Source organism: Lysinibacillus sp. G1-3, assembly GCF_056322905.1.
On sequence record NZ_JBWHYQ010000003.1, the window covers coordinates 219,586 to 241,254 of the forward strand.

At 38.2% G+C, this 21,669-nt stretch carries 19 protein-coding genes and 1 other RNA gene; 1 reads left to right on the forward strand and 19 read right to left on the reverse strand.

Annotated features, from left to right (window positions below; genetic code table 11):
- Positions 1–25 precede the first annotated feature (25 nt).
- From ACVYAD_RS04420 to ACVYAD_RS04510, 19 genes are all read right to left on the reverse strand, one after another.
- Positions 26–892 carry a phosphate propanoyltransferase gene (locus ACVYAD_RS04420; RefSeq protein WP_476424852.1) on the reverse strand — a complete coding sequence of 289 codons (867 nt, stop codon included), beginning with the start codon at positions 890–892 and terminating at the stop codon, positions 26–28.
- Positions 893–904: 12 nt separating this feature from the next.
- The gene (gene pduL / locus ACVYAD_RS04425) at positions 905–1,495 is read right to left on the reverse strand and encodes a phosphate propanoyltransferase (protein WP_476424854.1); all 591 of its coding nucleotides are present in this window, start codon (positions 1,493–1,495) and stop codon (positions 905–907) included.
- A gap of 394 nt (positions 1,496–1,889) precedes the next feature.
- Positions 1,890–2,168: a BMC domain-containing protein gene (locus ACVYAD_RS04430; RefSeq protein WP_053482447.1), complete on the reverse strand. Its 279-nt coding sequence runs from the start codon at positions 2,166–2,168 to the stop codon at positions 1,890–1,892.
- Between the two features lie 16 nt (positions 2,169–2,184).
- The gene (locus ACVYAD_RS04435) at positions 2,185–3,675 is read right to left on the reverse strand and encodes an aldehyde dehydrogenase family protein (RefSeq protein ID WP_476424855.1); all 1,491 of its coding nucleotides are present in this window, start codon (positions 3,673–3,675) and stop codon (positions 2,185–2,187) included.
- Between the two features lie 14 nt (positions 3,676–3,689).
- Positions 3,690–4,340 (reverse strand): ethanolamine utilization microcompartment protein EutL, encoded by a 651-nt coding sequence (gene eutL, locus ACVYAD_RS04440; protein ID WP_476424857.1) that lies wholly within the window; start codon positions 4,338–4,340, stop codon positions 3,690–3,692.
- 11 nt (positions 4,341–4,351) lie between these two features.
- On the reverse strand, positions 4,352–5,377 hold the full coding sequence (eutC, locus tag ACVYAD_RS04445; protein WP_476424859.1) for an ethanolamine ammonia-lyase subunit EutC: 1,026 nt from the start codon (positions 5,375–5,377) through the stop codon (positions 4,352–4,354).
- 9 nt (positions 5,378–5,386) lie between these two features.
- A complete protein-coding gene (locus ACVYAD_RS04450) occupies positions 5,387–6,757 on the reverse strand; it encodes an ethanolamine ammonia-lyase subunit EutB (RefSeq protein WP_476424861.1) in 1,371 nt (456 codons plus the stop codon).
- A 5-nt stretch (positions 6,758–6,762) separates the two neighbouring features.
- Positions 6,763–8,187: an ethanolamine ammonia-lyase reactivating factor EutA gene (locus tag ACVYAD_RS04455; RefSeq protein WP_476424862.1), complete on the reverse strand. Its 1,425-nt coding sequence runs from the start codon at positions 8,185–8,187 to the stop codon at positions 6,763–6,765.
- 21 nt (positions 8,188–8,208) lie between these two features.
- Positions 8,209–8,706, reverse strand: a complete 498-nt coding sequence (locus ACVYAD_RS04460) for a EutP/PduV family microcompartment system protein (RefSeq protein WP_349660730.1) — start codon at positions 8,704–8,706, stop codon at positions 8,209–8,211.
- Between the two features lie 10 nt (positions 8,707–8,716).
- Positions 8,717–9,058 (reverse strand): ethanolamine utilization microcompartment protein EutS, encoded by a 342-nt coding sequence (gene eutS, locus ACVYAD_RS04465; protein ID WP_283871719.1) that lies wholly within the window; start codon positions 9,056–9,058, stop codon positions 8,717–8,719.
- Positions 9,059–9,094: 36 nt separating this feature from the next.
- Complete coding sequence (gene eutH / locus ACVYAD_RS04470; protein ID WP_386827952.1) at positions 9,095–10,336, reverse strand: ethanolamine utilization protein EutH; 1,242 nt, start codon at positions 10,334–10,336, stop codon at positions 9,095–9,097.
- An 81-nt stretch (positions 10,337–10,417) separates the two neighbouring features.
- Entirely contained in the window at positions 10,418–10,996 is a 579-nt protein-coding gene (locus ACVYAD_RS04475; RefSeq protein ID WP_476424864.1) for an ANTAR domain-containing response regulator, read from the reverse strand.
- Positions 10,989–12,419, reverse strand: a complete 1,431-nt coding sequence (locus ACVYAD_RS04480) for a sensor histidine kinase (RefSeq protein ID WP_476424866.1) — start codon at positions 12,417–12,419, stop codon at positions 10,989–10,991. The genes ACVYAD_RS04475 and ACVYAD_RS04480 overlap by 8 nt, the downstream gene beginning before the upstream one ends.
- Before the next feature lie 256 nt (positions 12,420–12,675).
- Complete coding sequence (locus ACVYAD_RS04485; RefSeq protein ID WP_476424868.1) at positions 12,676–14,583, reverse strand: ATP-dependent DNA helicase; 1,908 nt, start codon at positions 14,581–14,583, stop codon at positions 12,676–12,678.
- A gap of 85 nt (positions 14,584–14,668) precedes the next feature.
- Complete coding sequence (locus ACVYAD_RS04490; RefSeq protein ID WP_386827949.1) at positions 14,669–15,805, reverse strand: THUMP domain-containing class I SAM-dependent RNA methyltransferase; 1,137 nt, start codon at positions 15,803–15,805, stop codon at positions 14,669–14,671.
- Positions 15,806–15,808: 3 nt separating this feature from the next.
- Positions 15,809–17,548, reverse strand: coding sequence for a putative bifunctional diguanylate cyclase/phosphodiesterase (locus tag ACVYAD_RS04495; protein ID WP_349660736.1), 1,740 nt, complete (start codon positions 17,546–17,548; stop codon positions 15,809–15,811).
- A 732-nt stretch (positions 17,549–18,280) separates the two neighbouring features.
- An RNA gene (gene rnpB / locus ACVYAD_RS04500) (RNase P RNA component class B) lies at positions 18,281–18,661 on the reverse strand.
- A gap of 60 nt (positions 18,662–18,721) precedes the next feature.
- Positions 18,722–19,015 (reverse strand): cell division regulator GpsB, encoded by a 294-nt coding sequence (gene gpsB, locus ACVYAD_RS04505; protein WP_323646594.1) that lies wholly within the window; start codon positions 19,013–19,015, stop codon positions 18,722–18,724.
- Between the two features lie 117 nt (positions 19,016–19,132).
- On the reverse strand, positions 19,133–20,389 hold the full coding sequence (locus tag ACVYAD_RS04510; protein ID WP_476424870.1) for a ribonuclease H-like domain-containing protein: 1,257 nt from the start codon (positions 20,387–20,389) through the stop codon (positions 19,133–19,135).
- Between the two features lie 685 nt (positions 20,390–21,074).
- Between ACVYAD_RS04510 and ACVYAD_RS04515 the strand changes: the two genes are divergently transcribed.
- Positions 21,075–21,665, forward strand: a complete 591-nt coding sequence (locus ACVYAD_RS04515; protein WP_476424871.1) for a stalk domain-containing protein — start codon at positions 21,075–21,077, stop codon at positions 21,663–21,665.
- The last annotated feature ends 4 nt before the right edge of the window (positions 21,666–21,669 follow it).

Sequence of the window (21,669 nt, forward strand, 5' to 3'; positions counted from 1 at the left end):
CTTTATCCTGAATGGACTTTTCTAATTACTCCGAGCGAATTGTTAACGTCTTATTTAACTCTCGTATTTTGTCATAAGCCAATGCCGTAACAATTGTGTTTTTAGGAACAACAATTTCCCGGGCTTCTATTTCAAGTACTTCTACTTGCGAAAGTAGCTTCTTGTCAAATTGATAGCTGGATGGTCTTTCAGCTTGTTTAAAGACTGGAGGAATTTCTTTGACATCCATTTGTTCGTTAGCTTGTACATAGATAATTTCAGCAAGTGCACCTTGTTGAATTAATCCTGCATTTGCTTCATCTGTGTCGATATGCATCTCCAATCGATAACGATCCGAAACACGAATCATTACATTGGATAAAATAATCGGTCTTATACCCTCTACTTTAATTTGTACCGATTGTCCATCTGCTACTTGGAACCGAGCGCTATCAGCTGGTGACATATGAATATGTGCTTGCGCAATAATGAGCCCTTCATTTAGCACGACACTGCCATTTGGACCGATAAGTGTGACAGGGCTGGAACCTTTAATATCTCCTGAAATTCTTAATGGTGGCTTCATCCCTAATTTCATCGCGTCTGTCCAGCTTACTTCTACTTGAGATAATGAACGAGCTGGGCCTAATATTCGCACTCGCTCAATGGAACCCTTAGGACCAGCAATAACAACGGTTTCTTCAGCAGCAAACTGTCCTGGCTGTGAAAGTTCAAACTTAGGTGTTAATTGATAGTTCTCGCCAAAAAGCTTCTCTACTTCAGCTTGAGCAAGATGGACATGTCGTGCTGAAACACCAATAGGGATTTTCCCGTCATATTGAGAAGAAGGCTGCTTTTTTAAAACTTGCTGCAATACTTCTTCGACAATTTTTTGGACTAAATTTTCCTGCATCCAACCTCCTCCTTACGTTAATGATCTGATAATTCTCCCTTGTGCTTGCTGTTCAATAAAGCCTGCATTCGCTTCATCTGTATCAATATGCATCTCCAAACTAAAATCGTTTGACACACGAACTACAACTCCACGAAACGTCACAGGTCGCTCACTTTCTACTTCAACAGATACTAATTCATTATTTTGTACGTCCAATGCAATTGCATCTTCTTCCTTCATATGAATATGTGCCTGTGCAATAATAACTCCCTGCTTAATTATAATTTCTTGTTCTTGATTAATTAATTTGATGCCTGCTGAACTTTCGATATCTCCCGATTGCCTTAAAGGAGGAGTTAATCCTAGTTTCATTGCATCTGTTCGACTTATTTCCACCTGTGTTGCCGCTCTAACAGGACCTAGTACACGCACATTGTGAAGAACACCTTTTGGTCCCTCAATAGAGACACGCTCTTTGGCTGCAAACTGTCCTGGCTGTGAAAGATCAAAATCCTTCGTTAGCGTTGCATTTGGACCAAAAAGTGCTTGTAAATCCACTTCACTGACATGTATATGACGAGCTGAAATGGCCACAGGAAATATCTTTGTCGCTGTTTTCACGTTAGCCACCTCTATATCTATATTACTGTTGATAATGAATGAGCAGGATGAGTTATGATGAGTAGCATCCTGCCCTTCTAATTAGGTTGTTTTATCCGTCGCTTCGGGCGGGTTTTTCCTTCGTTTCGATGATTCTATCCGTCGCTTCGACTCTTCTATCCGTCACTCCGAGGATTCTTTCCGTCACTTCGGCTCTTCCTTCCGTCACTTTGACTTCTATCCGTCGCTTTGAGGATTCTTTCCGTCACTTCGGCTCTTCCTTCCGTCGCTTTGACTTCTATCCGTCACTCCGAGGATTCCTTCCGTCATTTCGACTCTTCTTTCCGTCACTTCGAGGATTCTTTCCGTCATTTGGACTCTTCTTTTCGTCGCTTTTATTCGGACTGAAATAAAATTAAGCTTCTGCTTTTGGTAAAATTAATTCTAATTCATGGTGTGGACGTGGGATTACATGAACTGATAGCAGTTCTCCAACACGTTGCGCCGCTGCTGCACCTGCATCAGTAGCTGCTTTTACCGCTCCTACATCACCACGAACTAATACAGTGACGATTCCGCCACCAACATGTACTTTTCCTACTAAATTAACACTAGCAGCCTTTACCATTGCGTCTGCTGCTTCAATTGCTCCTACTAATCCTTTTGTTTCTACCATTCCTAATGCTGTACTCATTTGTCATTCCTCCAAATTATTTATTTTGTAATGTTATTTGTTTTAATACTTGATCAACAATTTGTTGAACCACTGCTGTATCCAACGATGGATCTTGTGCCTTAATATTTTCTACTACTGGTTTTGTTAAGAACTTTGGTTTTGGCACCTCTACATCTTTAATGCCGTATGCCATACGTTTAATATTCAATAAATGTCTCGCTGTAATGTTATCGGACGTAATATTGCCACCAAACGTGCCACATCCTAATGTGAAAGATGGTGCTAAACCTGTAGTTCCACCAACAGCGCCAATAGATGATAATGTATTGATCACAATTCTGGACACTGGTAATTCAACAGAAAATTGCTCAGCTAAAGCTGTATTTTCTGTATGGATCGAGCATGTATGTCCGCGTCCACCTATGTTTAGCAAATCAATCATTACCTGTTTTGCCTCTGTACTGTCCTCAACTGTGTATAACGCAAATATCGGGGACAGTTTTTCTAGTGAAAATGGAATGTTCTTGCCGATCATCGTTTCCATACCAACAAGTACTTTTGTATCTTCCGGCACGGTAACACCGATAGAATCTGCTAAGCAAGCTGCTGACTTGCCTACAATTTGAGGATTTACTTTCCCAGGGACAGGAGAAATCAACTTCTCCATCTTCACCTTCTCTTCATCGCTCAAAATATAAGCATTGTTCTTCTTTAACTCTGATAAAACTTGCTCGGTAATAGCTTTATCTACAATAATCGATTGTTCTGTAGCACAAATCGTACCGTTATCAAAAGACTTACTTTGGACAAGCTGGCGAACAGCTTTGGATATATTTGCCGATTTTTCAATATAAGCTGGAACATTCCCTGGTCCTACACCATAAGCAGGTTTACCTGAACTATAGGCTGCTTTTACTAGCGCACCCCCACCAGTCGCTAATATTAAGTGGATATCGGGGTGCTTCATTAGTTGCTGCGTAGCCTCCATTGAAGACAGTGTTAAACAGTGAAGCAATCCTTCTGGTGCTCCCGCTTCTTCTGCTGCTACTCTACAAATCTCTAAAGCTTCCTTTGTACATTCAACTGCATATGGATGCGGGCTTAGAACAAGACCATTTCTAGTTTTCAATGAAATAAGTGTTTTAAAAATTGCAGTTGATGTTGGATTTGTCGTTGGGACAATGCCCGCAATTACGCCAAACGGAATAGCAATCTCTGTCACTTTCTTCATTCGATCGAAACCTACGACACCGACAGTCTTTAAATCTTTAATATCTTCATAGACATCTCTAGAGGCAACCTCATTTTTCATCTTTTTATGATTAGGAACACCCATCCCTGTTTCCTGAACGGCCATATTTGCCAGACGTTCTGCCTCTTTAAATGCGGCATCCGCAACAGCCTTGACGATATGATCTACTTGCTGCTGTGAATACTGCATATACGCAGCCTTTGCAATATTGGCACGTATCACGGCGTCTCTCATTTCTTGAATGGCTAATAAATCTTTATCTAATGTGGCCATAAAGACCCACCTTTCTAAACAACTGGATTTCTTGTTAAATTTTCAATAGCTTCTCTAAAAGCATTTGCAGCAGCTTGGCAGGAAGATTGGCTACCACTTACTAAACCTCCACCGAAATTGGTTTCAGATGGTGGACCAAAGAAAACCTTTAGCTCTACATCTGCCGCCTTTAATGCAGCATCTAAACCAACGACAGCTTCAAGTGGCGGTGCGATTAAGTAAGCAAGGGCTGTTCCAATCTTAACGTTTGCTAGCTCTGCCAAATACGTACCACAGCTTGCTACAGTATGTGCAAAAAGAGCGTGGTTTTCATTTTGAAGGATCGCTTCAAAATACGTATCAAACTGAATTTTCTGCTGAATCGCATCTAAACCACTGCGTATTTCATCAGGCGATCTACCGGCAATGATGCCAATGACTTCACCAGATAATGGGCCAGATGCATGTGCCGAGCCAGCATAAAAACTTTTCGCATACACTACATCGACATCTGCTTTTTTCGTAGCCTCGTCCAAAGCTACATAGCCAACATCATCTATTGTTAGTGTTACGAGTCCAATGCTATTGTGATATGGCTTTAAATCTAATTGCTCGGCTAGTTCACTATTCACTCTTGGAATGACTTGCATTGCTAAAATTTCTGCCATAATTTTTTGAGGATTCATCGTTTGTCCCCCTAACCTTCTTTTGCCACAAGACCAACTCCACTTGCCTTGTAATGCAATATTTTTTGCACGACTGTTCCTAAATAGGCTCCAGCCTCTAACGGTGGGATACCACCTTTATGAATGTTCGAAACGACCATTCGATCAGCTTCTACTGTGCCAATTCTAGGTTGATAGCATATATAGGCACTCATTGACTCGGCTGATACAAGTCCCGGACGCTCACCGATTAGATAAACAATCACTTCTGCTTGTAAAAGCTCGCCAATTTCATCCATAAGAGCTACACGCCCTTTATCAATATAGAAAGTCGTTCCTATTTCTATATTTAAATTATTGAGACTTTGCTGTAACGCTAAATAAACATCTTGCACATTTTCTTCTATCGCACTTGCACTTAATCCGTTAGATAGAATGATTTGTACCTTTGGATTTTTTGCACACTTCGATTGGATAAGTGTTTTTGATTCATCTGATAAACGACGACCTAAATCAGGTCTAGTAATGTATTCTTCCTTATCTGTCACTCTTGTTGTTACTTGAAAGACGTCAAGCTTTTGTAGGAGCCCTTCAGTCACTTCCCCATACACCGCATCTACTGCCGCCGCATGATCGAGTCGGAACTTTAGCCACGTTTTTGTTTTTGGCCTTGTCCCAGCTCTCCCAACACCTATTCTTGCAGGTGTATGCTTTTTAGCAGCTTGAACACTTTCAGACACTTCATCCTCTTCAAATTTAAAAGCTGTAATAGGTGCCATAGTGTCAGTTGGTTCATTATTACTTGCGCTGTAATACAATAGTTCATGGTTATGTGATTCAGAATGATAAAGTTTAATTAATGGTTCATTTGACCGTTCTATTGCGCTCGGACTTGCTACTATATTAGCTTCACTAGTTTCCTTAGCTTGAAGTTTAATAAGTATTTCCTTATGGTCTTCTATTGGTACAGCCGTCTCATGAGAAGGTTCGTCGGGCGTTTGATTGCCCATCTTTTCTATTACGAGCTGTGTAATCATCGATACTAATTGTTCATTCAATGGACTCACCTACCTTTCAAATATAGATAAATCGCCAGCTATTGCAGATAGACGACCATTTTCATAAATGCCCATTTTTTCTAACCACGCTAGAAATGCAGGTGCTGGTTTTTTACCAAACGTTTGAAGTAATGTAGCGACATCATGGAAGCTCATTGACTGATAGTTCAACATGACATCGTCGCCCATTGGTGCAGCTATAATAAAGTTGACACCAGCAGCTGTTAGTAAAACACTTAAATCTTCAACATCATTTTGGTCTGCTTTAATATGGTTTGTGTAACAAATATCAACGCCCATTGGAATTCCGTGCATTTTGCCCATAAAGTGATCTTCTAGCCCTGCACGTATAACTTGTTTGTTATTGTATAAATACTCAGGTCCAATAAAGCCAACTACCGTGTTCACAATATACGGATTAAAATGTCTAGCAAATCCGTAATTGCGCGATTCAAGTGTTACTTGGTCAATACCCATATGTGCCTCAGCAGATAGCTCCGAGCCTTGTCCAGTTTCAAAATAGAATAAGTTCGGTCCAGTTCCTGTTCCTTGCTTTTTCACAAGCTCCTCTGCTTCTCTTATTAGGTCAGCAGAAATACCAAACGAACGATTAGCAATTTCTGTTCCTGCAATACTTTGGAAAATCATATCGGCAGGTGCACCTTGTTTAATAGCCTTCATCTGTGTTGTAATATGTGCTAATACACAGTTTTGTGTAGGAATCGACCAATCATTGATAAACTCCTTTGTTGCTTGCAATACTTTTTTCACACTTTCAACTGAATCATCTACTGGATTAATCCCAATGACCGCGTCACCTATACCATAGGACAGACCCTCTTTTAATGAAGCAATAATACCGTCAATATTGTCTGTTGGATGGTTCGGCTGTAATCTTGAGGAAAGTGTGCCCTTTTGTCCAATCGTACTATTACAAGTTGACAGTATTTCCACTTTATTGGCAGCATGGACGAGATCTAAGTTGGACATTAGCTTTGTAACGGACGCAATAATTTCTGAATTCATACCCTTGCTTAAGCGTTTTAATTCCCGATCGCCTGTGTCATTGGATAAAATATATTCTCGTAGTTGCTCGATACTCCAGTTTTTAATTTCTCCATAAATTTGCTCATTAATATCTCCTTCAATAATCCGTGTCACTTCATCCTCTTCGGGAGAAACTAATGGGTTTTCTCTTATATCTTTCACTAACAGCTCACTTAGAACGGCCTTTGCCGCAATTCGTTGTTGTACAGATTCAGCAGCAATTCCAGCTAACTGATCTCCTGATTTTTCTTCATTGGCCTTGGCCATTACATCCTTCAATGATTTAAAATTATATTTTTCTCCACCAAATATCACCGATAGATTCACATTCATCCTCCTTACTTTGAGTGAAAAGCAAGTGTTTTTACAACGACTGGGACAACTCCAGATGGCAGTACTTCCCCAATGTCAATGTAATCGCCTGTTTCCACTTTGATTTGATCGATGCAAATGATGGGAACTGTTTGATTAATCGCTTGTATCGTTTGCCCAATAACTTTTGCATAATCTGATTGAATGACTATGATAATTGGTAGTTCCTTGGAGCTTATTGTCGCTAAGTGTTTCAAAATAGCTTCACATAAAGTACGGACATCCTGGAAGCTTAAATAGGGTAACTGACTAAAATAGAGTGCAAACGGTGAGCGATTCTCCTGTATAGAAAATAGAGCATCGGCTCGTTCAACCGCTATTTTTACCACATAGTCGAATTCTTGGCTGTTCGTATCCATATGGCAATCGAAAACAGGCACATTTTTTAAAGGCAATACTTCCGCGTCTACTTGAATCGTTGCACCACTAATCTCAGTTGTTTGGGTACCTGCACCAGTCACCGTTGCCCGTGCTGTTTCCTCTGGTTTTAGCCATAAAAAGGATTGTAACTGTTCGTGCTTCAAAAGGTATGTCGCCAATTTTTCGCCGATATCATCATATTGACGGTTTGTACATGCCTGTTCATAAATACAAGCCGCTACGCCACCGGAAAAAACGACTGCTTCAACTGGTTTATTCCAAGTTGGCAAATGTCCTAACAATAACGGATGCTGTTCATCTGTCAATTGTCCGCTGAGTGTCATCGCGACTATATCCGCCATTTCTTGGATTAGTTGTGTGACACGTACATCCTCTGCTGCATCACCCACCTTTAATGGCTTTGACCATTTTTCCATTAGTTTCATAATGGGTGGTGAAATCGATTGGACAATGCCATTCTGAAATTCTATGAGTCTCCCTCCGACATGCAATGTACACGTACCAATTACTTCACCGTACTGCATTACCGCAATATTTGCTGTACCACCACCGATATCGATATTAGCGATAACTTTGGCCGTATTTTTAGATTGTTGTAAAGTACCCGCGCCCTTTGCTGCAATGATTCCTTCCAAATCGGGTCCGGCGGTAGCAACTAAAAAGTGTCCAGCTGTATCCGCAATTGCATGAACCACCTCGCTAGCATTTTCCTTTGTTGCAGATTCGCCTGTAATAATAATGGCACCTGTTGCAATATCTGCTGGTGCAATTTGGGCCAATTGATATTGCTGAAAAATAAATTGCTCGATTTTTTCCATATCGATAATTTCTTTATTGATAAATGGTGTTTTAATAATCGGGCTTTGATGTAAAACCGTTTTTTCAATAATTTCTATGCGAGGCACATGCGTTACTCCTGCAACGTTTTTCAATAGAAAACTACTGACGACCATTTTTGTTGTACTTGTTCCAATATCAATGCCTGCACTATAAATTTTTTCTGTCTTCAACTTACTCCCCCCCGATTGCCACTACGGGCTATACATGAGATAAGGACTATCACGATCCTTCACAAATTGGCGAATTTCTTCGTCACAATTGAGCTGAATAAGTGGCGCAATAAACTCAATACCAAGCTTTTGCCACGAAGAGGTTTTCACAATAGGACCACGTGTCATGACATTTTGTAATAACGCTGTCGCTCTTTCTACATCTGCAAGAGGTGCATCAATTTTTGTAATAACACCAATTTGTATTTTGGGAATTCCTAAGCTAAATTGCGGAGGAAAAACACTCCTTGATGACGTGGCATCCTGCAAATAAATCACATGTGTGACTTCAAGCGATGTTGCCATGATGTTTTTGTAATACATTGGATTTTCTATATATTCTCCAGGTGTATCAACAATCCAGTCATCATAAACGAGCGCTTGTGTTTTATTGGCTTGTCTATCTTTTCCTAATAACGCATTCATCAATGTCGACTTCCCTGCTTGCACACCACCTATAATCATTACTCGATTTTTCATACGGCACATCCTATGACTTCGTTATTTTTGATGGCGTATAGCCAAGTTTCTCTGATAGAAAACGATTAATCTCTAACATCGCCATTTCAACCTCGGAGACACTGCCAACAATTACGAGACTGCCGGTAAAGCGATCTAAAAACCCAAGTTTTACGTTCGCTGACTTTGTTGCTAAATCCCCTGCGATAATAACTGTCTCACTTGGTGTACATGTCATGATGCCAAGTGCACCTGCTTCTTGGATACCTAGCTTTTGAAACATATCAGGGTCAGGGTTTGCGATTAAATGACTTAATGTTAGCTGCTTTCCTGGCACAAACTCCTGAATAAACCGTTTCTTTTCTTCACTCACACGTCATCACCTCTTTCAAGTTCATCGTTCATTTAATCAAGACTTTTGCTCTAAATATTCCCCTTCTTTAATAATGCCCGCCTTGCGATCCTCTTGTTCTAGCCTTAGAGCTGTTGGAACAGATAGCTTATAGGCAAATATAATTGCGATAACACCCGCTAAAAACTTACCAGCAATAACCGGTAAAATAATGGTCGGTTGGAAGTTAGCTGTAAACGATAAATGATCTCCGAGAAGGAATGCTGAACAAACTCCAAAGGCAATGTTAATGACCTTATCTTTCGGTGGCATATGTCGAACAAGTGTAAACATGGCTAAAATATTAGCAATTGTCGCTAAAATACCAGCGCTCCCTACTGATGATAGGCCTAATTTTTCACCTGCCGCTTCTAGAGGCTTCGATGCATATTTTCTTATTAAGTACACCATTGGGAATGCACCCGCTAACATAATACCGATGTATCCAGCTGTTTCAAGTGCCCGGAATTGATCGACTTTATCTGCCATGATCGGATCAAAGCCCCATGCACCAAAAACTTTCGTAAAAATACCTGTGAAAATTTCTACAATCGAGAACACTAGCACAAGCTTGATTGCAGCATCCATCACACGTCCAAAAATCATGAAGCCTTTGATCATGCCATTTGGAATTAGTTTTAGACCTAACGCAATTAACACGACAAAAATAAATAAAGGCAATAAATTAATTAATATTTGTAAAACAGAAATGGCAAAAACATATGTTGGTGCCGCCGTTGTACTAATAACTTCACGAACCTCCGTATTGAACATCACGATCAAAATAGAAGAAATAAATGCTCCAATTGGAATTGTTAAAACACCCGCCATAATACCTAAAGCCATATATTTATGATCTCGCTTATCTAACATGGCAAGCCCCATTGGAATAGAGAACACAATTGTTGCACCTGACATAAATCCGACAACTAGAGCCATGACCCATCCTTCATAAGACTCTTTTAACGCATTTGCTAATTGATAGCCTCCCATGTCCGACGCTAAAATTGTCGTTGCCGCAATCGCTGGATCAGCACCAATCCATTCAAAAATCGGACTAATAAAATGACTTATAAACCACGTTAAGTAAGGTATAGCTGCCATGATCCCTGCAGCGGGTACAAAAATATGTCCAACCGTATGAATACCATTCATAAACTCTTTACCGATTCCATATTCAGCATCTCGAATTGCCCCAATTGCTCCTAAAACTGCACAAATCATAATAATATAAACGATAACCGTTCCTATCATTGCCATCCTTCTCATCACCCCTTATATTTTTCTATTTATAAAAAAAAGACGCATTTAAAGAGGAAATCTCTTTAAAGCGTCTTTGCTTTAACTATTTACTTGTAAAGTATTGATAATGCGCCTTGCAATAAGCGCCATTTCCTGTTGAGTCTGCATACTTTCACTTCGAATTTTTTTATAAGCTTCGTCCTCACTAAGGTTCTCTGACTTCATGAGCAAACCTTTTGCTCGTTCGATTATTTTTCGCTGTTCTAATTCTGTCTGTTTATGCAGCAATTTCCCGTTTAAACGGTTGAACTTATCAATCTGGTGAAATGCGACTTCCAACGCCGGAAGGACATTCTTCTCAGAAAACGGTTTCATTACATAGCCTAAAATATTATCCTGCTTCATATACAGTAACAATTCTTTTTCACTATAAGCTGATATAAATAGCACTGGTATACCGAGCTGCTGTTCAATAATTTTACTTGCCTTTAAACCATCTAGCTTTGGCATTTTAATGTCCATTAAGATTAACTGAGGCTTATGTGTAAAAGCCAACTCAATTGCTGATTCTCCATTATTCGCTTGTGCTACCACTTCGTAGCCATTATCCTCTAACATAAACTTTAAATCAATTGCAATAAGGGACTCATCTTCGACAATCATAACTTTCCTAGTCATTTAGGATAAATACCTCCTCACTTACAGGGAACTGGATTTGAGTATGTGTACCTTGTTCACTAGGGATAATTGAAAATATGCCAGCTAAATCATGTTCAACAAGCCTCGTTATAATCTCCATTCCAAACGATGCCTTCACCTCTTGCATTCCAACGCCGTTGTCAGAAATATGAAGTGAAATTGAAGAAGCATCTTTTTCAAATTGGATATCGATTGTTCCCTCTTCACGACCAATAAAAGCATATTTCAGTGCATTTTGCAGTAGCTCACAAATGATTAATGCGAGCGAAACAGCTTTTTTAGAATGACAAAATAACTGTATATTATCGTGATGAAAGGTTAATTGAATAGATGATGTGTTGAATGTGCCAACCATTTTATGACCAATCTTTTTAGATAACGCGATAACATCTACTTTCTCTTCAGCGTTATCCTCATTTTCTAAAATAAGTTCATAAACAGATGAAATACTATATATACGATTTAATGCCTCTTGAAAAGCACTCGCACTGGAAGCTGACAAGTCATTTCGCATTTGCAAGCGCAATAGACTCGTAACTGTTTGTAAATTATTTTTCACTCTGTGGTGGATCTCTCTTATAGCGAATGTTTTCATCATTAATTCATTTTCTTTCAGCTTAAGCTCTGTAAGATCATGAATTATGAGAAGTGTCACTTTATTATGTTGATCACGAATAGGAATTTTCTTTACAATAAAGGATTTACGATCAATCGTAATTTCTAAGAAAAAGACATCATCGCCTTTATCATAGATTTCCTGTAAAAAAGGTAAAATTTCATCCAAAGCAACGTTGTCAAAACGCTCAAGTCCGGATAGCTCCAATATAAATCGGTAGCCTGCAGGATTGCTATAGATGACCTTGTTTTCATGATTTGTAAGAATAATCGATTCCACTAGCAAATCAGAAACAACTGGAATCGGTTGAGAGTTCGGCTCAACAATATGCTCAATTAATGCAAAAGGCATTTGCCTGAAATCATCTTTAGGTGTTGTTTTCATTTCCACCTTTTTTTCCTGGATTAACACAGCAATAACTTGTTGTTGGTCATTAAAGAGAGGGACAACGTTTTGTTCAACCGTTATGCCTTCCTGAGTGATTGCTCTAGTCATTGACGATTTTTCTTTATTTTTAAAAGCAGCAAATACTGCTGGCTCAAAGCTTTCAAAGACAAATTTGCCAATTACAGATTTTTCGTATAAGCCTCTTTCTGTTTTTGGGAATGCCTCTGCCACAACAATTGCATATGGCAAGTTTTCCAGCATACAATCTATGAACATATAACAATCTGTCAACTCAGCGTAATACGATAATGTAATTTCAAGTTCTATTAACTTCTCTACATCTGTTGCAGATAAGCTCGTATATTTTCGACACAATGATTGAATGTTCGACAGGTTCATGCCCCCTATCACAGAATAATTAAATATTAAATTTGATTATTCTAAAATTTCTTGTCATCATTATAAACCTTTTGCAAAATTATTTTCAATAAAAAAAATAATTTATTTTATTAAATTTCATTGCATTACAAAGAACTATATAGCTTAAAAGAGAAATATTCAACACTTTTTTCAAACCCAACATTATCCCACGATAAAAAAGTTATTTTAATATATAAAAAAAGCGAGAATGCAACAGGTGCAAACTCGCTTTTTTCTACTTTATTTCTGGGGTAACAGCTAATATATCTTCAAATGTTTCACGCTGCTTTGCCTCTTCTTCATTCATTAAAATATGGATATCTCCGCGGTCGTTTGAAGTACGAATTAAACGCCCCATTCCTTGCTGCAAACGAAGTTGCATAAATGGTAATTCCACTTCTTCATATGGATTTTCTGCAAATGTACGTTTCGCATCAAATAATGGATCGTGTGGAGGGAACGGTAAATCAAAAATAATAACCCGTGTTAATGCCTCCTCCGGCAAATCTAGACCTTCCCATAAATGATAGGAGCATAATGTTTTAATCGTGCCTTCTTGGAAATCACGAACAATTCCTGACAGTTCACGATCCCCTTCAAACGCTACATACATTCGTTCCATAAGAGGTAGTTCCGCTTTAAAATCTAACATTGCTTGTTTGGATTTAAATAAAATTAAAGTTTTTTCACCGTCACGTAATAGTTGTTGAACCCGCGACGTTTTCTCCTTTTGAGAAAGTTCATGTAAATAAATTCGCATAACTTCTTCATAATCAAATGGAGAAGGAACAGAAAACGATTGATAATCACGAATTCCTAAACTATAGGCAATATATGAAAAATCTTTTTTCACTGATAAAGTTGCTGAAGAAAATATGATTGGAAGTTTTTTAGAGAATAGTTTTTCTGCTAAAACTTCTGTGATAAGACGCGGCATAATGACAAGCGTTTCTTCCCCATCAGTTTCCTCTAACCAATCTACTGCATCTCCCTGTGCTATAAAAATACGTAAAGAAGCCTCGTATTGTTCTAAATACTCCTCTGCCATATTTAATTCATACTCCGGAATCATATACATTTCAGATTCAAAAACAAATTCCTCAAGTAATGTTTCGACATCTTGAATAAGCTGTTTCCCGTATTTCAATAGATTTGGCGATTTGTTAATACGTTTACGCTCTTCTTCAGAAGCGACTAGATCGTCTCGCAGTTGGTCAAAAAATAGCTCATGGTCATCTTGTAATTTTTCCATCGCATATAATGTACGTTCTCGCACACCATCTACCATTAAACGCTCTAACAATTGAACAATAGTTGTCGCCTGTACTTTATACGTCATTGCTTTTTGTGCAGCATATTCTAATAAATGACCTTCGTCTAGCACGATCATTGATACATCCGGCAATAAAGCTAATTGCCCTTCACGTTCACGTGACTCCTTTGTAGCTAAATGTTCCATCAAAAAGTCTTGTGAACAAATAATGAGATCCGCTGATTTACGATAATGTGCACGATGTAATGTTTGACCACATCGATTACGTAGGTCACATACTGAACACTGCATAATCGAGTTGTAATTTACTTTTTGCCAATCTTCATCACTGACTGTTGGATAATCGCTTCGTTCACCATAGGGTTGTATTGCAATCATCGAGCCCTGTGCATACACTCCATCAGGTATAGAAAACGAAATATCATCAATCCATTCATCAGTTTCGACTTTCTCAGCTTCCTCAAAACGCTTTAAGCATAAATATTGGTCACGTGACTTTGCTAGGCGGACATCGATTTCAAGACCTAACGTTTTTTGTAGCTTATAAATATCGCCGCCCTCTTTTACTAACTGGTCAATTAAAGTTTCATCAGCACATGCGATAAGGGCTGGTTTACCAGTATAGCGTGCATAAGATACAGCCGGTAGTAAATAGGCAATTGTTTTACCAGTCCCTACCCCTGCCTCTGCAAAAAGCACGTTTTTCTCTTTTAAAGCCTGCTCGATTTGATAAGCCATAAAGATTTGCTCATCACGGCATTCAAAGCCCTTTCCAGGTAATTCATCGTAAAGGACGTCCCCCATCCAGTCACCTAATGACTCAAAAAATGAGCGGTCCTTCGTTAATACAAATGGTAAAGATTTACGCAATTGACGCTCCCCCTCTAACTATCTGGTCCTATTATACGCGACGAAACGGAAGATAAGAAAAAATCTTATCTTCCGTTATCATTCGTTAATCTCTTTTAGACTTTTGTCCCCAGAACTGGTAATAATTCGTTTCAATAAAGCCATTGAATAATTTACGTTTCTTTGTCGATTGATGACCGTACAGTTCCTCAAAGTTTTTCATTGAGGATAACATGTACACAGACCAAGTCGGATAGTTTTTCATGACTTTTCCTAAATCACGAATTACCTGCTCCACGATCTCAATGTCCCCAATTCGCTCCCCATATGGTGGATTACCAATCATAACACCATCTGTTAGCTGTGTTGTAAAATCACGTGCTTGCATTTGCTTGAACGTAATCATATCACCAAAGCCCGCTTCTAGTGCATTTTCTTGTGCAATACTCACCATGCGATGATCGATATCTGACCCAAAAATTTCTAATGGTTGATCATAGTTCGCTAAGCTATCAGCTTCATCTCGCACTGCATCCCAAATTTTTGCCTTCATCCATGGCCATTCCTCTGAAATAAATTCACGATTATAGCCTGGTGCAATATTTTGTCCAAGCATTGCTGCTTCTAAAGCAATTGTGCCTGAACCACAAAATGGATCAACGAATGGTCGATTTGGATTCCACTTTGAAATTTGTACGAGTGCCGCTGCTAATGTTTCTTTTAATGGTGCTTCACCCTGTGCTTGACGATACCCACGCTTATGCAAGCCAACACCCGATGTATCAATAGTAAGTGTAGCCACATCTTTTAAGATTGAAACTTCAATTTTATAAGTTGCACCAGATTCATCTAAAAATCCTAAACGCTTATAATGCTGTTTCATGCGCTCTACTATTGCTTTTTTAGTAATAGCCTGACAATCTGGTACACTAAATAATTTTGATTTTACAGACTTCCCCGATACTGGGAAAGCTGCATCAACGGGTAAATATTTTTCCCAAGGTAACGCTTTTACACTTTCAAACAATTGTTCAAAAGATTTAGCAGGAAACTGACCTACAACAATTTTTACTCGGTCTGCTACACGTAGCCATAAGTTTGTTCGTGCAATGGCCGTCTCGTCACCTTCAAAATACACTTTACCGTTATCGACTGTTGTTTCATAGCCTAGAGCCTTTACCTCTTGTGCCACAATCGACTCTAATCCCATTGCAGCAGTTGCTACTAATTTATAGTTTGCCATACACTAATTCCTTCCTTGATGTTCAATTTCCCAATACTCCAGAAACTCCATAAGTTCATGAAGTGGTAAAGGTTTACTGTAATAATAGCCTTGGATTATATCACAGTTCATTTTACGTAGTATATCCACTTGTTGTGCTTGTTCTACACCTTCAGCAACAACTTTCATTTTTAAACGATGCGACATTTGAATAATCGCATCCACTACTGCTTGTTTTTCATCGAGTGAGCCAATATGCTGAATGAAACTTCGATCGATTTTTAAATAATCGAGGGGAAAACGAACTAAATAACTAAGAGACGAATAGCCTGTCCCAAAATCGTCAATAGAAATTTTAAAGCCCATTTTCTTGAGTCGCACAAGCTTGCTAACCGTTTCATTTGCGCTGTTCATCACTGTTCGTTCTGTAACTTCGATTTCAAAATTGTTAGCAGGTGTGTTGTAACGCTCTAATATCGCTTGAACAGAGTCTAAAAAGTTTTGTTGCTTAAAGTGAATGCTGGAAATATTGATGGCAACTGGAGTCTTATAGCCAGATTGACGCATCTCTATAACTGCTTCACAAGCTTTTTCTAAAATTACTTCGCTTAAAGGTATGATTAATCCTGTTTCCTCCGCATAAGGAATAAATTCTGCTGGAGAGACAAATCCTAGACTTTCACTTTTCCAGCGAATAAGTGCCTCTACCCCTTGTATCTTTTCATTTTCCATAGATATTTTAGGTTGGAAGTGCAGCTCAAATTCTCGGCTTTCAATGGCTCTCCGTAGTTCCGAATCTAATAATAAAACACGCTGAGAGTCCGTCTTCAATTCATCAAAATAAAATGCATAGTCGTTAAGACCATTCTTTTTGGAATACGTCATCGCCTTGTCAGCACAATGAATCAATTGCTCTGTTGTTTCACCATCAATTGGATACATACTGATGCCAATACTTGTAGAAATAAAAATATCTTGGCCATTAATATCTAAAGGCTGTTCAATAATACCTATAATTTGTTCAGCAAAATTTGCAGCTTCTTTAGCACTTTTTACGTTTGTCAACGTTATAATAAACTCATCACCGCCATATCTAGCGATGATATCTTTATTTTTCAACAATGTTTTTAAGCGTTTTGCTACTTCTACTAGCATCGTATCTCCAACAGCATGACCTAACGTATCATTAATTTGTTTAAATCGATCTAAGTCTAAAAAATAGACTGCATGCTGTACTGAATGAGAGATAGTAGAAGTTGATTCTAATAAATTATCCATTCTTTCAATATACGCAAATCGATTTGATACTTCCGTTAATGAGTCCGTTAACAAACGCTTTTCTAGTTCATTTTCTACGATCTTTCTTTCAGACAAATCCGAGAAAATGCCACAGTAATTTGTAATCTCACCCTCATCGTCAGCTACACCGACAATTGTTAACCATTCTGGATATACATCTCCGGTTTTACGACGATTCCATATTTCCCCCTGCCAAGTGCCTTCTTGTCGTATCATTTGCCACATATCTAAATAAAATTGTAATTCATGTACACCTGACTGAAGAACGGCTGGTGTTTTACCCATCACTTCATCACGTTTATAGCCAGTTACAAATTCAAATGCAGGATTAACCAATTCTATTCTTTTATGTTTATCCGTGATCATAATCCCTTCAGATACATTTTCGAAGATTTTTGTCAATAAGGCAGTAGGATATTTGGAAATCGAATTTAGCTTCTCCAGACTATCGTTCACTCCGCTCATGATTCCGCTCCATCCTATCTCTCTATACTACCCTCATTTTTTAGAAAAGCGCTTTTGCGCCAGTCTACTCGTATGTAGACAATATGTACATCGTTGCGATAACAGTTTAACTTCTTTCAGCAAATGTGTTCGTAGCGAAAGTGAAACGTCAGCTACAAATATTTTCTGTAGCGAAACGTCCGTTACAGAAGTCTCCCACCTCTATAGGTGATGAGATGTATGCCAATTTAAGCTACTTTTCAGCGTGTGTCCAAACAACCGCTGAAATAGAGGAACTCAGTCTAATAACGCCACGTCCTGTGGCAACGACTGAGTGACCAACTTCATGTTGGCCTAAAGCCTCCGGCGGATGTCACAGAATCGGTAAGGAGTTCTTAGGGGATGTTAGCCTAAAATCATCGCATCCATGCGATAACGGCTAACTGACCTGCATCGGTAAAAACGCCACATCCTGTGGCATTATCGAAATGACCGACATCGTGTCGGCCCTAGTACAGGCCTAAGCACAAAGCCGATTCCGGACACAATTATGCCAAGACATAATTGATCTAGATGTTTTTGTTTCGAATCGTAGCGACAGAGGCATGACCAACAGTGTACAGCCTTATTCTCAAACGTATATCGCGCATGTTTAGACATGCTTCACAAGTAATTATTTCTTACTATAGTCAAAAGAAAAGCTCTCCACCAAATTGGAGAGCGCTTGTCATTTCATAATAAGCATCAAAAAAATTCCATAAGCCATGTTTTGTTCCCGAGTACTCAAACAGCTATCGCCTCGTACGACCGGGTAGTAATCATCTATCTACAGAGCGAACTCTGTCCCTCTATCCGTTCAATTCCTTTTAGAGAGTGCCCCTACCATAATTTGGGTTTCTCACTCGTGGGGTTTACCTCGTTCCACCTTGCATGTTTCCAAACAAGCTACGTCACTGTGGCACTTTCAGGAAGTTTCAACCATATCATAAAGACTTAGGTTTTCCTTCCGCCGTCAGCTTTTACAGCTGCCTTACCTTATTTTTTCAGTAAGCACGAACACTACGGTCATCTCAGAACCGTGCGAGCATGGACTTTCCTCTACGACGTCTAGCGCCGCAGCGATTACCAGAATTTCATGATGATAAAAAGATTATACTAGAGTTTTATGATAAATACAACATTATTGATAAAAATTTATTCGTACAACTTACTACCAAAGACGTGTTTCTCTAAATTAGAAAGACGTTTTAAAATATCAAAGTTAGTCGTACCAGCTGTCGATGCGACAGGTTGTCTCTTAGGTGTATTATCAATTTCTTCTTTTAACTGTTTATTTTCTTCACGAAGTTGGGCCACCACTTTTTCGAACGTTTCATAGTCTTGTATTATCTCATCAAGAAATGAATCGACTTCTTCTACATTGTAGCCTTTAAAGTTTTTCTTAAATTCCTTTTCAAGGATCATTTTTGACGTTAATTTAATATCCATTCACATCGCCCTTCCTCACACTACGTCGTTTAATTATAGCATACTTCATCACATTATATCGTCTGAAAACATCAAATGTAAGGCAAAACTTGTCGTTTCTTGCGCTTACCCAGGAAATTATTTCTTATTTCCTAACCTGAGCAACCTCTTCTCCCAAGAAATTCCCCATTTTTGCTTTTGATCTACTCTCCATTGCTCATTCTTCTTTATTAAATTTATACCCTCTTGCGTATAATAAAGGGCTTGGTCATAATCTTTCATTTGATGCTCATATATCATAGCTAGCTGTTCTAATACGTGCAACTTTTTTCGTTGATCAACAAAATGTAGAGAAGCCACAAATGCATCGATTGCTTCACTAAACTTTTTATTTCTTTTATGCTGTATGGCCAAATAATATTGTGCATTTCCCGCTTCAAGTGCATCAAATTGGGTCGTAACTTTCTCTAAAACCTTTACACTCTGCGAACTCTCTTTTAAATCGGCATACCACTTACCGATATTTGTAAACGTTTTGGCCGATTCTTCGCTTGTCCCTTCAAATAGCAAATTTGTAGAATGGACATAAAGCGTAATCAGTGAAAGTAAATCCCATTCATTATGAAGAAGGACTTTCATCAGTGCATCTGGAACACCGCTTTTAATGGCATCTAAATATATTATAGGTGCAAGATATCCAGGTATATCTCCAATGCGGGAAAAACCAAGCTTCTCTTCTTCCACAGATTTTAATTTCATTCGTTCCATATCATTTTTCCATAAACGCTTCGAACTATGCAATAAATCGATTTGACGTTGTGTACGTAGCTTAGGTAATTCTTTTTGGTGGAGCGTCCAACGTGTTTCAAGTTGTGGCCAGTCAAAGCTTTTTCCATTGTAAGTAATAACCGTCGCAGTTTTTTGCCAAAGCTTTGATTCAAAAAGTAACGCTGCTTCATGAGCAGGATCCGCTAAAAGATATTGAGTTAAAATAAAACTTTCATCTTCCTCTGACACTTCTAAAAAACCTAGTAGAAAAATTTGTGTGCCTACACCCTTTAAGCCAGTCGTTTCCGTATCAAAAAACAATACTTTTTCATTTATTTCTAACGCATATGGATGTTCGAACTTTGCCTCTTTCCATTTTACTAACGCATCAAAAAATGACTGCAATTTATAATGACCGTGCTGATAACTAAATGGATAACGCACTTGCCGTTTAAATACAATACCGAATTCATTTTCTACAACTGTCAGTCCCGCTTTTTCCCACTGCTCTGTATAGCTTGGAGATACAGGTTTTTGAAAAGCAGGTTTAGCCTCTTTTTTTATAGTTGTTGTCGTTTTTTTACCGAGCATTTTTTTCATTTGTAAAATTTTATTTTCGTAAGACATTACATTCACTCATTTTCTGCATTTTATATTGCTTTAACTTATAGTATTTTTTCTTCACTTATTGCAATCATAACTCATCTTTTAGCTTCTGCACAAAAAGAAGGTAAAAGTAGTAAGGCTAGACGAGTGTTCTTATCACTTTTCTTTCGTTTCATAGCAGCTTTCCGCGTGTAGATTTAAATGGCTATACATATGAAACCAAGTGGATGATGTGATTATACGGTACAGTTAGGATGTTTTAGAATACAATGAATAATTGAAAATAGTGAAATTGTCACTAATACTCACGAAATTGACACTTAATTAGCACAACCGGATTAAGGAACATAAAAACAAGATATTCAAATTATCTGCACACATGCATAGGAAAAGAAAAAATAAATAAGAAATGGGGAAATTAAAGAGGTTTTCAGATTTATACCATACTGTGCCGTCATTTTTAAATGATACATATACGCCAAAATGTTCTGTAGAGAAATGATATTCACCCCATTCAACCAAATAGATAAATATTACATATTATTGTTGTCTATTTTCTTTTATCAAATACGAGAACGTTAACTTTGATTACATCATCGCTTAATAAATTTCTTCCATATGAAAACTAATATTTGTAGTAAAATATTGTAAATATAACCCATTTAACAGTATAATAATTACATATTTTATTAATAGGAGGATCTTTATGAAGAAATTAGTTTTATTTATTACAATGTTGTCTTTGTTTATGGCGACATCCTTAACGGCTGATGCACACCCAGGTCGTCTTGATAGTAATGGTGGTCATAACTGTTCTGAAAAGTCTAAAGCAAAAGGTCTTTGCTCAGGTTATCACTATCATAATAAAGGCAACGAGGTAAAGGCTTCTACCAATATAAATCAAACAACACCAACACCTCAAAGCAAACCAGAACCTGTGCTTACAACTGTAGATGTATATATCAATAACGTTAAGCAATATTACAACCCAAGTGCTTATATTAAAAACGGAACAACTTTAGTTCCTATGAAAGCAATTTTTGTATCACTTGGGGCAACTGTTACTTATGACAACGCAACAAAAAAAGTGACGGCACACAAAGATAATAAAAAAATTGTCATTGGCATCGGAAATAAAAAAGCATACGTTAATTCAAACGGCGTTACAACTGCAATTAATTTAAATCATGCAGCTGAAATTTATAAAGGTACAACTATGGTGCCTTTACGTTTTGTAAGCGAAACACTAGGTGCAGGTATTACGTTTGATGGCGCTGTATATATTACAACAAAATAATTAG